This is a genomic window from Propionibacterium australiense (assembly GCF_003666605.1).
In the GTDB taxonomy this organism is placed as follows: Bacteria; Actinomycetota; Actinomycetes; order Propionibacteriales; family Propionibacteriaceae; genus Propionibacterium; species Propionibacterium australiense.
The window spans coordinates 20,645-35,881 of record NZ_RCIV01000012.1 but is presented as its reverse complement, the minus strand read 5'-3'; the positions used below and the strand labels follow the sequence as shown (position 1 = coordinate 35,881).

Annotated in this window: 9 protein-coding genes; 6 read left to right on the top strand and 3 right to left on the bottom strand. The window is 69.2% G+C overall.

Translation table 11 applies throughout. The features are described 5' to 3' along the window. Window positions 1–184: 184 nt before the first annotated feature. Window positions 185–3,583, bottom strand: a complete 3,399-nt coding sequence (locus D9T14_RS09340; RefSeq protein WP_119162047.1) for a PPi-type phosphoenolpyruvate carboxykinase family protein — start codon at window positions 3,581–3,583, stop codon at window positions 185–187. A 423-nt stretch (window positions 3,584–4,006) separates the two neighbouring features. Continuing rightward, the gene (locus D9T14_RS13345) at window positions 4,007–5,884 is read right to left on the bottom strand and encodes a S1C family serine protease (protein WP_126464303.1); all 1,878 of its coding nucleotides are present in this window, start codon (window positions 5,882–5,884) and stop codon (window positions 4,007–4,009) included. 458 nt (window positions 5,885–6,342) lie between these two features. Here D9T14_RS13345 and D9T14_RS09325 point away from each other — a divergent pair, with 458 nt between their 5' ends. The 6 genes from D9T14_RS09325 (at window position 6,343) to larC (ending at window position 13,976) form a co-directional block, all read left to right on the top strand. Continuing rightward, window positions 6,343–8,118, top strand: a complete 1,776-nt coding sequence (locus D9T14_RS09325) for a DEAD/DEAH box helicase (protein ID WP_119162050.1) — start codon at window positions 6,343–6,345, stop codon at window positions 8,116–8,118. 147 nt (window positions 8,119–8,265) lie between these two features. Next, window positions 8,266–8,925, top strand: a complete 660-nt coding sequence (locus D9T14_RS09320) for a SanA/YdcF family protein (RefSeq protein WP_119162051.1) — start codon at window positions 8,266–8,268, stop codon at window positions 8,923–8,925. Between the two features lie 259 nt (window positions 8,926–9,184). Next, window positions 9,185–10,819 (top strand): arginine--tRNA ligase, encoded by a 1,635-nt coding sequence (gene argS / locus D9T14_RS09315; protein WP_119162052.1) that lies wholly within the window; start codon window positions 9,185–9,187, stop codon window positions 10,817–10,819. Then, complete coding sequence (larE, locus tag D9T14_RS09310) at window positions 10,816–11,685, top strand: ATP-dependent sacrificial sulfur transferase LarE (protein WP_119162053.1); 870 nt, start codon at window positions 10,816–10,818, stop codon at window positions 11,683–11,685. Before argS ends, larE begins: the two co-directional genes overlap by 4 nt. Next, the gene (gene larB / locus D9T14_RS09305) at window positions 11,678–12,391 is read left to right on the top strand and encodes a nickel pincer cofactor biosynthesis protein LarB (protein WP_119162054.1); all 714 of its coding nucleotides are present in this window, start codon (window positions 11,678–11,680) and stop codon (window positions 12,389–12,391) included. The genes larE and larB overlap by 8 nt, the downstream gene beginning before the upstream one ends. A 10-nt stretch (window positions 12,392–12,401) precedes the next feature. Then, a complete protein-coding gene (gene larC / locus D9T14_RS09300) occupies window positions 12,402–13,976 on the top strand; it encodes a nickel pincer cofactor biosynthesis protein LarC (RefSeq protein WP_119162055.1) in 1,575 nt (524 codons plus the stop codon). Between the two features lie 290 nt (window positions 13,977–14,266). On the opposite strand, the gene D9T14_RS09295 is transcribed toward larC, so the two are convergent. Beyond that, entirely contained in the window at window positions 14,267–15,001 is a 735-nt protein-coding gene (locus D9T14_RS09295) for a GAP family protein (RefSeq protein ID WP_197720605.1), read from the bottom strand. Window positions 15,002–15,237 lie beyond the last annotated feature (236 nt).

Sequence of the window (15,237 nt, the reverse complement as noted above, 5' to 3'; positions counted from 1 at the left end):
ATGTCAGCCTGCCCGCAACAGAACGAAGACCGGTCGTAGCGTCGGTCGAAGGGGACAATATGTGGTGGGGTGGCGGACATGAGGCCTCGGAATCTGGGGATGTTGCGTCCCGTGTGGCTGAGCGGCGAGGCGGGGCCGAGGATTTTCCTGTTCCTGCGACCCCACCTCGTGATGCGATGCTCGATCAGCGGAAGCTCACCTGGCGGCCGAGCGTACCGACCAGCGAGGCGCGGTACTCGTCAGAGGCGATCCGCTTGGCGTCCTCCTCCAGGGCGGCCAGACGCTGCGGCAGCCCGACGCGCTCGGCCGTGGAGAAAGCGTCGGGGCGCTCGGTGTACTCGCGCAGACGCGTGATGCCCTCGTGCGTCAGGCGCAGCTCCTCGGCCTGCATGGCGTCCAGACGGGCCGCGTACCAGTCCGAGGCCAGCACGGACTCGCGGGTGAACAGCTCACGGAACTCGGGCGAGCTGAGCGTCCAGCCCTCGGCGGTCTGCCCGTTGGCCATGATCTCGAGCAGCCCCTTGAGCGGGGGGATCGCCTGCGAGATCGTGCCGTCGTCGATGTACAGCTGGGCGACCCGCTGGTGGGTGGCGACGATCACATCGATCGAGTCGGCGTAGACCTGCTCGTCCTGCAGCTCCGGGCGCAGCATCTCATCGGTGAACACCACGTCGGGGTGCAGGAAGATGCGGCCGAAGTAGGTGGTCGCGAGCCGGTCGTTCATGCGGTAGCCCAGGCGCGAGGCCTGCACGGTGCGCCCGTTGAACTCGAAGTCCTCGAGCTTGTCGAGGAAGCCCTGCTCGATGAGGGTCTTCGCGTCGCGCTCGTGCGGCTTCATGTGGCTGAACAGTTCGGGCACCAGCATCGAGATGTCGTGGTCGACGCGCACGTTCGGGCCGATGCAGCCGGCCGAGCTCAGCCAGCCGTCGTAGCCGGTCAGCACGTAGCTGAGCAGCGCCGAGTTGAGGTCGATGATCGGGGCCAGCGCGTTGAACGGGCCCTTCGTCAGGGCGCCCTCGGAGCCCGCTCCGGTCGTGGACGGCGACTTGCCGGTCATCGAGCTGATGAACTCCATGAACAGCTCGGGGAGCTCCATGTAGTGCAGCGGGTTGTAGGCGCACAGCGGCGGGATCCTGCCCTCGGGCGGGTTGTTGCGCCGGCCCGCCGCCACCAGGTCGACCGGCAGCGGGGCCGGCTCGTCCATCGGCAGCTTGAGGAACAGCTTGCTGGCCACGTCGGCCACCGCCGTCAGCTCCGGGTTGGCGTCGACTGGGCGCCGCTGCAGATAGCGGGGATTCCTCGACCGCGTGCCGTCGGGCAGGTGGCGCGGCTCGTCGGAGCAGGTCCAGAAGGCCGGGGACTCGTCGTCGGCGCCAGCCGCTGCCTTCGCGATGAGGTCCTGGACGGGCTTGGTGAACTCGCTGAGCGCCTGCACGTCGGTGAGCATCTCGCGGGCCTGCGCTCTGGTGAGGGGCTCGAAGTTCGAGATGAAGGTGTCCTCGCCACCAGACAGGTCTGCCTCGGCCTGCTTGTCGTAGCCGCGGTGGATGGCGTCGTCGGGACGCTGGAAGAGCAGCATCTCGCAGTTCTCGACGTACTTGCGGGGCATCGCCTCGGGGTCCCCCCACGGCGGGGTGACGGTGCTGGCGGTGATGTCGTCCTCGGACTGCACCTTGACCGCCGGGCTGAAGTCGGGGCGCAGGCTGAAGATGCGCCACGAGCCGTCCGGCTCGAAACCGACGCGCAGCATGTTGACGATGACCTTCTCGCCGTCCAGCCGCACCATGTTGCCGTGGTGGCCGTTCATGGTGTCGACGGTGAAGTGCGAACGCCAGTCGTCACCCCACTCGGGGCGGTAGTGGCGTTTGACGATGAACGCCAGCTCCTTGACGTCCTGGCGGATGCCGCGCAGGAAGGTGTTGTACTCCTCGGTGTAGGCGCGCGAGGGCGTCAGCAGCTTGATGACCGACCCGAGGCTGCGCTCCCTGCTCAGCACGGGCCGGTGGTCGGTGCCGTTGAGGGAGTCGTCGGCGAAGCGGTTGCAGTAGTCCAGCCGGAACAACTCGTCGACGGCGTCCATGTCGGCCTCGAAGTCGGAGACGTGTGCGTTGCCGAACTGGAAGGCGTCGGCGATCGACTTGGAGATCTCCGACTTTCCGCCGCCGGAGACGGTCGCCGGCTTGTGGCACTGGGTGGCGTCCTGCAGCACACCGATCAGGTGCCATTGGGTGGCGTCCATCTCACGGTGCTTGGCGTGCACCCGGTAGCCGTCGGGGGACAGGTACTGCTTGTCGGCGAGCAGCTTGATGGACTGCTCGACACCGCCCCTGGTCCACGAGATCCTCTGCTCGCGCATCGAGAAGCGCGCGTGCTCCGGCACGAGGACGATGTTCGGCCACTTCCGGTCGATGGCGTGGCCCTCCGGCTGCACCGCGAAACGGTCGGGGTTGCGGGCCAGGGCGTCGTCGAGCGTCCAGCCGTCGGGGGTGCGGTCGGTGAACTCGACACCCAGGTTCCACGCCGGATAGGTGATCGCGCCACCGGAATGCTCCTCCTCGGCCGAGCCCAGCAGATTCGCCGAGTAGGAGATCTGGGTCTTGACCTCCTTCTTGCAGTAGCCGAAGTAGTTGTCGGCAAGCACGGTGACGATGACGCCGCGCTCGTCGCGGGCGCAGACCTTGAAGGACTTGCCGTCGTTGTAGAGCTCGTCGGCGCTCTTCCAGCACTGGCCGTCCCGGCGCTGACGCTCGGTGGCCTCGTCCCAGGAGGGCAGCCCCAGGTCCTTCTTCGTGAGGGAACCCACCAGGTGGGGCGCCAGGATGACGCAGCCGGTCGTGCCGGTCCACGTGGCCGGGTCGAGCGAGGCGTCGTTCTCGGGCAGGTAGGGGTCGCCGCCGTTGCCGAAGATGGCCTCGACGAAGTCGAGATTGGCGACCAGGCCGCCCGGCGCGATGAAACGCACCTCGTAGCTGCGGCGGCGGGCGCGCCCGGGCACCTCGGGGACGACGATCGGGTGCATGAGCAGCGAGACCCAGCAGCGGGCCGGCGTCGTCATGTTCGCGGTGTACGGCAGCATCAGCTCGTCGTCGGGGGCCTGCAGAGCCGCCTCGAGGATGCGGGCGAACACGGTCTTGTCGACCTCGATCTTGTCCTCGGGGATCGGCAGGCCGCCGGTGGCGATGTGGAAGACACCGGCCGTGGTGCGGCGATCGTTCTTCGGGTTGTGCAGAACCCCGTTGACGAGCCGGTAGGACTCGATGACGGGGGAGTGGAACTCGTCGCCGTCCACCGGCAGCGACAGGCCGCGGGCCAGGCCCGGCTCGTCGAGAACGAGCGTCGTGCGGGGCAGCTGCGGCTGCAGTCCGGTGTCGGACAGGTAATCGTCGAGGAAGGCCTGGACACGCTTGTCAGGGGCGCTCAGTTGCTGGTTGAGTCGGCGGCTCAGCTCGCGCTGGCGGGCGAGGAGCGGCTCGACCATGGCGGTCTCGGCGCTTCCGTCGGCATTCTCCGGCAGCGGCAGACCCAAGAGCGACAGGCGGAGGTTGATGGCTGCATTGATGCGTGAACGGTCCTGTGCGGTCATGGGACCCATTCTCGCCCGTTCAGGCCCCCACCAACAGTCCCGGGTTGGCAAATGGACCTACAGGAGCACCCCGGGCATCCCGGTGCGGCCGGCGCCGAGGGCATGCTTTTCCCAACAGGATCTGGCCGTTTCAGGCAGAAAAAGCGCGGAAACGGCCAGATCCTGTTGGATTTGGCATCGCTGCCCGGGGCTTGACAGCGTGAGGGGCATGCCAGCGACTCGGCTGTGAGCAACCCGACAAGGTCACGCTCGAACTCAGACCCCGCTCGACCGCCCCACCGAAACCGGGAACTGCGGTAACCATCCCGCGAACATCAGACTGACCACGCGCCGCACCCAACCCCGGCACCGGCAACGAAAAGGCGCCCCCGCGCAACCAGCACGGGCACCTGACCCTGCCACTTGACAGAAAACACCTACTCATCAGTTGACGGGGCTCTCGCCGAGGGTCACCTCGACAGTCTTCTCCTCACCTGCCAGCGTGGTGACCTTGACGGTGGCCTTGTCGCCGGGCTCCAGATCCTTCAGCGCCGACGACAACGCGCTCTGCGTGGTGACCGGGGTGCCGTTGACCGAGAGGATCTTGTCACCCACCTCAAGCCCCGCTTGCGCAGCCGGGCCGTCGTCGACGACGGAGATGATCATCAGGCCGCCGGTTGCCTCCTCGACGCTGACACCCAGGTAGGCCTTCGGGCCGATCGAGACGGTGCCGGACTCGTCGCCGGCCTCGATCTGGTCGACGATCTCCATGGCATGCGCGATCGGTATGGCCCAGCTGCGCAGCGTCGTGGCCGCCGTGCCGTTGCCGTTCTCCTGCTCACCCGCGGTCGTCATGCCGGTGACCTCGCCCTCGTCGTCGTACAGCGGGCCGCCCGAGTCGCCGGGGACGGCCTGCGAGGAGGTCTCGTAGACGTCGACCAGGGTCTCCTCGCCGCTGTCGGCGAGTTCGGAGTTGACGGTGACGGTCGTGGAGGTGTTGGTGATCTTCCCGTCCGCGCCAGACAGGAAGCCCTGGCCGTTCGAGTTGCCGACGGCGGTGACATCGTCGCCGACGGAGACGGCGTCCTTGTCGATCTTCACCGTCTCCAAGCCGCTGGCGCCGTTGAGCTTGAGCAGCGCGACGTCGTTGGTGGCGTCGTGCCCGATCATCGTCGCCTCGAAGGTGGCACCGGTGCTGGCCACCTTCACGTAGATCGCAGTGCTCGACTGGACGACGTGGTAATTCGTCAGCACGTGGCCGTCAGAACTGAGCACCATACCGGTGCCGGCCGAGGTGGTGTTGGACAACTGGCTCTCGATGAGGACGACGCCCCGCGACTGGGCGTCGCTGGCCGGGGTCTGCTCACTCGTCGACGCGCTCGGGACGTCCGTGCTCGGTGTCGGGAAGGGCACTGACGAGGGCGGGTACGTCGGGGTGGTCGGGGACGGGTTCAGCGCGTTGTTCATCTCGTTGACACCCAGCGCCAAGGCGCTGAGGCCGAGCACGACGGCCGCCACGATTCCGGCGGCCCTCTTCGACCTCGACCGGGGCTTCTGCGGCTGCTGGTAGGGCACCCACTGGCCCAACTGGTTGTAGAAGCCCTGGGCCTCCGGGTTCGGCTGCTGGTACGGGATGAACTGGCCGTTGGCGTCCCAGCTGGTGTGGGCGGCGATGTTCTCGGCGCGCGGATCGGACCAGGACTGGCCGTAGCCGGGCTGTGGCTGGCCGGGCTGAGGCTGCTGGTAGCCGCCCTGCCCCAGGTACTGCTGGTAGCCGGGCTGTTCCTGGTACGGGTACCCGCCCTGGCCCTGGTACGGCTGCTGCTGGCCGGGGTAGGGCTGGTACCCGTTCTGGTTCTGGTAAGGGTAGGGCCCGCCTTGACCTTGCGGGTGGCTCGGCCCGGCGACCCACCCCGGCTGGGAAGGCCCCTGCTGCGCGGAAGGCGTCGCGCCGGCTGCCTGGCCGGTCCACATGGAGGACTGGTCGGGCTGGGGCCACTGGTTCGGTGCCTGGGCGCCCTGGCCGGTGACGTCGAGGAGGGTCTTCTCGGGCTCGCCGGGACCTGCGGACTGGTCCGCTGGGCCGCTGTGAGGCCCCGCTTGGCCCGTGCCTGTGCCGAATGCCATGGTCTGTTGGTCGTCGGGGGCGAATGCCATGGTCTCGTCCCTGGCGAGGGAACGTGTCGCGTCGTCATCGGGCAGGGGCTCGCGGGAGTCGGCCGGTCGGCCGGTGTCGCGCGCAGGACCATGCTGAGCGGGTTCGTTCGTCCCGCTGGGCTGAGCGCCTGGCCAGGGGATGTCGTGGCCGTCGTTCTCGCTCATGCTCACCTTTCATGCGTCACCGCTGCCCGTGAGGCTCGGGGCCGGCACCTTCCCCGATGACCGGCACATGTGTCCGGTGCTCGTCGAGGGGGTGCTGTGCTCCGTGCGTCGATTTGTGGGTGAGCTGCGAGGCGGTGTCTCAGGGCTCACATCCCACCCGATCGTCCCGGCTCTGCAGATGCCCTGTCCTGAGACGAACAAAGCAATTTTTCTTCATGAAGAGCCCCCTTGCCAAGCCCCCAGCGTTCGCATCAGGGAGGCGTGGGGGGCAGGACTCGCCCCGAGGCGGATACCTGGGGAAGCCACGAGTTTTCCGGTGCGCAGCCAGGAACCGCTACCATGTGGAGCCTTGTGCCGTGCTGCTCCGCAGAGTCGGGCCGGTGCCGGCAGCTGAATGCGTGAGATGCCCGAACCTGGCATTGACCAGGAGAAATCGACGGATCGAGGTGAGTGGTGCCGTGAGTACCTCGGCCTTCGAGCACCTGTCACCGGCATTCCCGGGCCGAGCGCCGTGGGGCACCTCGGGTCGTCTGCGTGCCTGGCAGCGCGACGCCCTCGCCCGCTACAACGAGTCGTCGCCACGCGATTTCCTCGCCGTGGCAACTCCCGGGGCTGGCAAGACGACGTTCGCTCTGCGGGTAGCCGCCGAACTGCTCGGTGCCCGCATCGTGCAGCGCGTCATCGTCGTGTGCCCCACCGAGCACCTGAAGGCCCAGTGGGCCCAGGCCGCCGCCAAGGTCGGCATCCAGCTCGACCCGGGACTGGGCGGCGCCAGTCGCAAGGGCCGCAGCCGCCAGTACGACGGCGTCGCCGTCACCTACGCCGGTGTCGCCGCCCGCGTCTTCCACTACCGGGCCCGTACCGAGAACTTCAAGACGCTCGTCATCCTCGACGAGATCCACCACGCCGGTGACTCGCTGAGCTGGGGCGACGCGATCGCCGAGGCATTCGAGCCCGCCACCAGGCGCCTGGCCCTGACCGGCACGCCCTTCCGCAGCGACGACTCCCCGATCCCGTTCGTCCGCTACGACCGCTTCGACGACGGCTCGCTGCACTCGCACGCCGACTACACCTACGGCTACGCCGAGGCGCTGCGCGACCAGGTCGTCCGCCCGGTCATCTTCATGGCCTACGGCGGACAGATGCGCTGGCGCACCAGAATGGGCGACGAGGTCGAGGCCGACCTGGCCTCGCCGGCGACGAAGGACGTCACGGCGTCGGCCTGGCGCACCGCCCTCGACCCCAAGGGCGAGTGGATGGGATCGGTGCTGCGTGCCGCAGACACCCGCCTCAGCCAGGTGCGCGCCCACATGCCCGACGCCGGCGGCCTGGTCATCGCGTCCGACCAGGAACTGGCCCGCTCCTACCAGAAGATCCTCCACCGGATCACCGGCGAGCTGCCCGCCCTCGTCGTCTCGGACGACGCGAACGCCGGGCGGCGCATCGCGGAGTTCTCCGCCTCCGACGAACGCTGGATGGTCGCCGTGCGCATGGTCTCCGAGGGGGTCGACGTGCCCCGCCTCGCGGTGGGCGTCTACGCGACGAACACCTCGACCCCACTGTTCTTCGCCCAGGCCGTCGGACGGTTCGTCCGCACCCGCCGCAAGGGCGAGCTGGCGACCGTCTTCCTGCCGACCGTGCCGATCCTCCTGGCGCACGCCGCCCTGCTGGAACGCGAACGCGACCACGTCATCGGCAAGCCCCGCAACGACGAGGGTGATCTGTGGTCGCCCGAGGAGGCCCTGCTCGCGGCCGCGAACCGTGCCGAGCGTGCCAGCGACGACCTGCTCGGCAGCTTCGAGGCACTCGAGGCGCACGCGAACTTCGACCACGTGCTCTTCGACTCGCAGGCCTACGGGCTGCCCGCCGACGCCACCAGCCAGGACGAGGCCGACTATCTCGGCCTGCCGGGCCTGCTCGAACCCGACCAGGTGAGCACGCTGCTGCGGGAACGGCAGCGCCGCCAGATGCGCCGCCACGAGAAGGCCGACCGGAAGGCGAAGGTGCCGCCCCAGCAGAGCCTCCACAAGGCCCTCGAGGCGTCCCGCAAGGAACTGAACTCGCTCGTGTCCCAGTACGCCCGCACCATCGGAGTGCCGCACTCGCACGTGCACGCCGCCCTGCGCCGGCACTGCGGCGGGCCCCGGCTGGCCCAGTGCACGACCGAACAGGTCGCCGAACGCACCAGCACGCTGCGTGAGTGGTTCCTGCACCCCGAGCTGCGGCCACGCTGACCGCTCGTTGCTGCCCTCCTCAGGGGCGAGCAGGGTGCGCGTACGACGATCGGTGGCGCCCCGGCGGATGATCCGCGGGTAGCCTCGAAAGAGCGCCCCCGCGCGAAACCCTGTACGAGCAACCCCGACCACGTGAGGAGCCCCGCGATGTTCAAGTTCCTGCGCCGACTCATCGGCGCCATCATCGTGCTGGCCGTCATCATCGTCGCAGGCGGTTTCGCGTGGGTCCGCGTCGTCTCGCACGCCCGCGTCTACGAGGCGACCGAGGCCCCCTACCGGGACGTCGCCCTCGTCCTGGGGGCCGGGCTGACCCCGGACGGCACGCCGTCGACCTATCTGTCGGGCCGCCTGGACGAGGCCGTCACGCTGTACAACGCCGGACTGGTGAGCGTCATCCTCGTCAGCGGCGACAACCGCACCACCTCGTACTCCGAGCCGGACGCGATGGCCGGCTACCTCGTGGAGAAGGGCATCCCGCGTGAGGACGTGATCGCCGACTACGCCGGGCTCGACACCTACGACTCCTGCTACCGGGCACGCGACATCTTCGGCGTCACCTCGGTGACAGTGATCGGGCAGAGCTACCACATCGCCCGCGCCGTCACGACCTGCCAGATGCTCGGCCTGGACACCGTCGGCGTCGGCAACGAGCAGCCCCACGCGACGAGCACCTGGCGTTGGGGCATCGTCCGTGAGCTCGGCTCGAACGTCAAACTCATCGCCGACCTGATCCAGCGCCGCGAGGCGACGATCATGGGATCGCAGGAGACGTCCGTCACCGACGCCCTTGCCCGCCACGGGCGCTGAGCAGGCTATCCCTGGCAGGGGCGGTCCCATCTGAACGGCTGGGCCGTGACCTGCCCCGGAAGGCTGGCCCCCTGGCAGGGACGGTCCCCCTGCCAGGGGCTCCGTCGTGACCGAATGACGAGTACTCCGGTGCGCTCCCCATCCACTCGCCCGCCCGGGTGCCGGGCAGGCGTGCGCGAGTTCCCTCCTCGACGGCCCGCCGCGGCAAGCCGGTTGCACGTCGGTGGTCGGCTACCGCCTGCGTGAGAGAATGAGAGTCATGCCGTCCCTGCCATCCCGGCTGGCCGCCCGCATCGAGGCCGTCGCCGGTGCCGATCCCGAGCTGCGCCCCGCCACGAAGCCCCAGTTCGGGCACTTCCAGTCGAACGTCGCCCTGCGCCTGGCCAAGCACGAGGGGCGCCCGCCGCGCGAGCTCGCGGCCGAGATCATCGCCAGGCTCGACGTCGGTGACCTGTGCGAGACACCGGACGTGGCAGGCCCCGGTTTCATCAACTTCCGGCTGCGCTCCGACGTGCTGGCCGGCGCCGTCAACGACCAGCTCGCCGACGAGCACGCGGGCATCGTCCAGGCCGAGACGCCCCAGCGCGTCGTCATCGACTACTCCGCGCCGAACGCCGCCAAGCAGATGCACGTCGGTCATCTGCGCTCGACGATCATCGGCGACTGCTTCAATCGCGTCCTGACGGCCAAGGGTCACACCGTCATCCCGCAGAACCACATCGGCGACTGGGGCCGCCAGTTCGGCATGCTCATCGAGCAGTCCCTCGACGAGGGCCTCGACCTCGACGCCCTCGACCTGGCCGGCGCCGAGGAGCTGTACAAGCGCGCCAACGCCCACCTCAAGGCCGACGAGGACTTCGCCGCCCGATCCCGTGACCGGGTCGTCGCGCTGCAGGCCGGCGACGAGAGCACCCGGCGGATGTGGGACAAACTCGTCGGGCTGTCGAAGGACGGCTTCAACCAGACCTATGCGCGCATGAACGTGCGCCTCACCGACGCCGACTACGCGGGCGAGTCGATCTACAACGACCTGCTCCCGCAGGTCTGCGCCGACCTGGAGTCCCGCGGCATCGCCGTGCACGACCAGGGCGCCCTCGTCGTCTTCGTCGACGGCTTCGACGCCCCCGCCATCCTGCGCAACTCGCAGGGCGGCTACGGCTACGACGTCACCGACGTGGCGGCCGTCCGCTACCGGGTCGACGAGCTGGGCGCCGACCGCCTCATCTACGTCGTCGGCTCGGAGCAGACCTACCACTTCAACCTGATCTTCGCGGTGACCCGCAAGGCCGGCTATCTGCCCGAGGACGTCGAGGCCCGCCACGTCGGCTACGGCATGGTGCTCGGCCCCGACGGCAAGAAGTTCTCCACCCGCGAGGGCACGGCGGTGCACCTCAACGATCTGCTGGACGAGGCCGAGGAGCACGCCGCCCCCCAGATCGCGCTGGCCGCGATCAAGTACGCCGATCTGTCGAACGCGCTGCAGAAGGACTACGTCTTCGACCCCGAGCGCATGACGGCCACCACCGGAGACACCGGCCCCTATCTGCAATACGCGCACGCCCGCGTCTGCCAGATCCTGCGCAGGGCCGAGGCCGAGGGCCACCAGGCCGGGCCGGTCACCGTCATCGACGAACCCGCAGAGCAGCAGCTGGCCCTGTGGCTGACCCGATTCGGCGAGGCCGTCGACGAGGTCGCCACCGAGCTGACCCCGCACAAGCTGTGCACCTATCTGTTCGAGCTGGCCACCACGTACTCGGTCTTCTACGAGAAGTGCCCGGTGCTCAGGAGCGAGGGGCAGCTCCGTGCCTCCCGCCTCGGCCTGTGCGCCGCCACCCGCCAGGTACTGGCCGCCGGCCTCGACCTGCTCGGCATGGCAGCCCCGGAGCGCATGTGAGCGCTGCACCAGTCCCCGCTCCCAGCGGCGTCGACGAGACGGCCGCGCGGCTGGTCGAGCACCTGCGCGCGGCGCTGCCGGCCGGGCGCCTCGGCGTCGCCTACTCGGGCGGTGTCGACTCGGCGCTGCTGTGCGCGGCAGCCGTCCGGGCCCTCGGCCCCGACCGGGTCGTGGCGCTGCTGGCCGTCTCGGACTCGCTGCCCCGGCGCGAACGCCGCGCCGCCCACGCCACCGCCGAGGCCATCGGCGTGCCCCTCGCCGAGATCACGACGCACGAGGGCGAGATCGCCGGCTACGCGGCCAACGGCGCCGACCGCTGCTTCTTCTGCAAGAACGAACTGTTCACCGTCATCGACGAGCAGATCGCCGCCGAGTACCGGCTGGCCGCCGTGGCCTACGGCGAGAACGCCGACGACAGGCTGCGGCCCGACCGCCCCGGGGCCCGGGCCGCGATGGACCACGCGGTGCTGCGCCCGCTCGCCGACTGCGGCCTCACCAAGGCGCAGGTGCGCGCCCTCGCCCGCGCCTGGGAAGTCCCCGTCGCCGACAAGCCCGCCGCGCCCTGCCTGGCCAGCCGCATCCCCCACGGGCAGCAGGTGACCGGGCAGAAGCTGCGGCAGATCGACGCCGCCGAGGACGTCGTCCTGGCCGAGGGCTTCAGCGACGTGCGGGTGCGCCACCACGGTGCCGTCGCCCGCATCGAGGTGCCCGCCGACGAGCTGGGCCGCCTCGCCGACGCCGGCCTGCGCACCCGCGTCGTCGACGGGGTGCGGGCGGCCGGCTTCCGGTTCGTGACGCTCGACCTGGCGGGCATCCAGTCGGGCGCGTTCACCCTGCCGCTGGTGAGTGTGGACCGCCATGACTGAGCACGCCACCGCCGGGCAGGGCCCAGGACCCCTGGACGGGGTCGCCGACCTCGACGCCGCACGTGCCCGCCGTCGCGGCATCCCCGAGGCCGTCTACGGCCCCGGCAAGTCCGTTGAGCAGCTGGTCGCCATCGCCTCGGCGCTGCGTGAACGCCCCGACGGCCAAGTGGCCCTGTTCACCCGCATGGACGTCTCACGCGCCACGGCCGTCACCGAGGCACTGCCCGGCGCCCACTGGGACGAGCAGGCCCGGCTGCTCGCCTGGCCCGGCGCCGAACCCGAACCCCACGGGGGACTCGTCGTCGTCGCCTGCGCCGGCACCTCCGACATCCCCGTGGCCCGCGAGGCCTGGCTGACGGCCCGCTACCTGGGCTGTCGCACCGAGCTGGTCGTCGACGTGGGAGTGGCGGGTCTGCACCGGGTGCTCGCCCGTCGTACCCTGCTGGAGCAGGCGTCTGTCGTCGTCGTCGTGGCCGGCATGGACGGCGCCCTGCCCTCGGTGGTGGCAGGGCTCGTCGCGGCCCCGGTCATCGCCGTGCCCACCTCGGTGGGCTACGGGGCGGCCTTCGAGGGGATGGCCGCGCTGCTGGCCATGCTCAACGCCTGCGCACCAGGGGTGGCGGTGGTCAACATCGACAACGGCTACGGCGCCGGCCATCTCGCAGCCCAGATCGCGCACGCGAATCCTGGACCGACCGATCAATGAGGAGAACACGATGACGACCTTGTGGCTGGACGCATCGGCCGGCATGGCCGGCGACATGATGATGGGGGCACTCATCGATGCCGGCGCCGACATCGCCGCTCTGCAGGCCGCCGTCGACGCCGTCATACCCGGTTCTGTGCGCCTGACCGCCAGACAGGTCACACGCCAGGGCATGCGCGCGACCAAGGCCGAGGTCGCCACCCTCGTCGACGATCCGCCGCACCGCACCTGGACGAGCATCCGCACCCTGCTGGACCAGGCCGACCTGGCATCGGGGACGAGGGGCCGCGCCCTGGCCGTCTTCGAGGCGATCGCCCGGGCCGAGGGCCATGTGCACGGCGTAGACCCCGAACAGATCCACTTCCACGAGGTGGGTGCGCTCGACTCCATCGCCGACGTCGTCGCCTGCTGCGAGGGGCTTCGCCTGCTCGGCGTCGACCGCATCGTGGCCACGCCGGTCACTGTCGGTGCCGGCGAGGTGCAGGTGGCGCACGGGCTCATGCCCGTGCCGGTCCCGGCCGTCGCGCAGCTCGCCCTGGGCTGGCCGACCACGGCCGGTGTCGTGCCGGCAGGGCACCACGGACACCACCATGCCCACGACGGGCACGGCCACGATCGTTCTGGGCAGAGTGACGATCACCTCGGTCAGGACCGTGCCCGCCATGGGCTGAGGGATGATCATTCCCCGCTGGGCCACGATCATCCCGGGCCCGATCACGCCCATCCCGAGCAGCGCGGTGGTCATTCTGCGCATGGTCACAGTCGTCCCGGACATGACGATGTCCACCATGGGCCGGGCGACGGCCATTCCCAGCAGGGCCACGATCATCCCGGGCCCGACGCGGACGGTGCCCACACGCACCCGCACGGCCACGACGCCCATGAGGCCGAGCATGCCGCGGGCCATCGGGGCCACGGCGGGGTCGTCGGCCCGCTGCCGGGCGAGCTGTGCACCCCGACCGGCATGGCCCTCGTCACCGTCCTCGCCGAGCAGCCCGGCCCCCAGCCCGCCATGACGACCCGGGCGGTCGGCGTGGGGGCTGGCACAAAGGACACCCCGGGGCGTCCCAACGTGGTGCGCGTCGTCCTCGGTGACGAGGACACCCAGCCGGCCGGCTCCGACGAGGTCTGCGAGCTGGCCGCCAACATCGACGACCTCGACCCGCGCGTCTGGCCGGAGGTGCTCGCCGCCCTCATGACGGCCGGCGCCTTCGACGCCTGGTCGGAGCCGGCCCTCATGAAGAAGGGCCGTCCCGCCCACGTGCTGCACGTGCTCTGCGCACCGGCCCAGGCCGACGCCCTGAGCGCCCGCATCATGGCGCTGACGAGTACCTTCGGTGTGCGCCGCTACACCGGTGTCGTCCGCGACGTCCTGGCCCGCGACTGGCGCACGGTCACCGTCGACGACCACGCGGTGTGGATCAAGATCGGCCACCGGGACGGGACCATCGTCCAGGTTCAACCCGAGTTCGACGACGTCGCGACCCTGGCCGCCAGCCTCGCCCGCCCCATCGCGGATGTCCTCGCCAGCGCCCGTGCGGCCGCCGAGGCCGCAGGACTTCGCCCCGGCGAGCACCTCGGCTGACGGCTCGGCGCCCCGGCAGACAGCCGGCTGACAGCTCGGCGCCGGCAGACAGCGTGACGCCTCGGCTGGTTGACACTCGCCAGCCAGGTGATCCTGCGGTTGTTGTGAGAAGACGCACAAGAACCGCATGGTGAGTGTGTAGCGCAGGGTTTGGCCCGGCGTGTGTTTTATCGGCGTGGTGTCCCGGTTGACGGTGGCCCTGCGGTTGTTGTGAGAAGACGCACGATGATCGCAGGAGTAAGAGCCTGACAAGGGCAGAACATGGTCGTCTGGGGTGCTGATCGTATGAACTACGAGCCCGCGAACCAGAGACAATGTGCCCCATGTGCAGCCATGATGAAGCCCATCACTCCTGTTACCCAGGCCATCATGGTCCGTGCATTGCGGACGAACCACCTGTCGAGGCGCCTGAGCAGAGTTTCAAGTTCATTGTGCGCAATGACTCTTCCCGCAGTCAGGACGAGGGCAGGGGTGATCATGACAAGGCAATAGCCGGTGAGGAGCGCGATCCTCATTGGCCATCCTGAGGCCTGGGTCGAGATGATGCCGATTCCTGCGAGATAGGGGAGCATCGATGCGGCCTCGATGGCAACGGCCGCGAGTGCGAGACTCAGAAGCGCGATCAATGACCATTTCGAGGCGTCGCCATTCATCACCCGTGAACGCCACGTCATGACACGGTCGCCGCCTTGAGCGGCTCGCCCTGCAGCTTTCGCTCTTGCTTTCTTCGAGTCCATGACCTCGCTGGCAACGATGAGAATGGCTCCGGTGATCAGCTCGACGTACCGGAAGCCTTCAACAGCGAGGAGGTGTTCATACTTATCGACGACAGTTGTTGCGCCGTACGACAGGGCCATGCCGAGCGCCAAGTAAGAGCAGCCGACTACGCACAGAAACATCAGGACACGGTGCGGTCGTATCCGCCCCGGTGCCATGAGAAGCCAGGTGGGTAGGGCGAGCGTGCCGAAACTCATGGAGTCAATGAGCGCGAGGACGGTGAGCGTTCCGATGGTCTCGACGTTCACGGTAATACCAGGCTCCGATCCCACCCGCGCGCTGTAGTACGACCATCGTGACGGAGCTGGCTGGTCACAAGCTTCTTCTTACATGGACGGTCCGTGGCGTCTCGAGACGCCAGCGGCCTCATCGCGTGCTCCATCTCAATCCTCCGGTACGCATGGCAGCCATGTGACCCTGCTTGGGCCCCTTGTCATTCTCTGGGTGCTTGTAGACGAGGAACAGCCCAACTTTTCTAGTACGA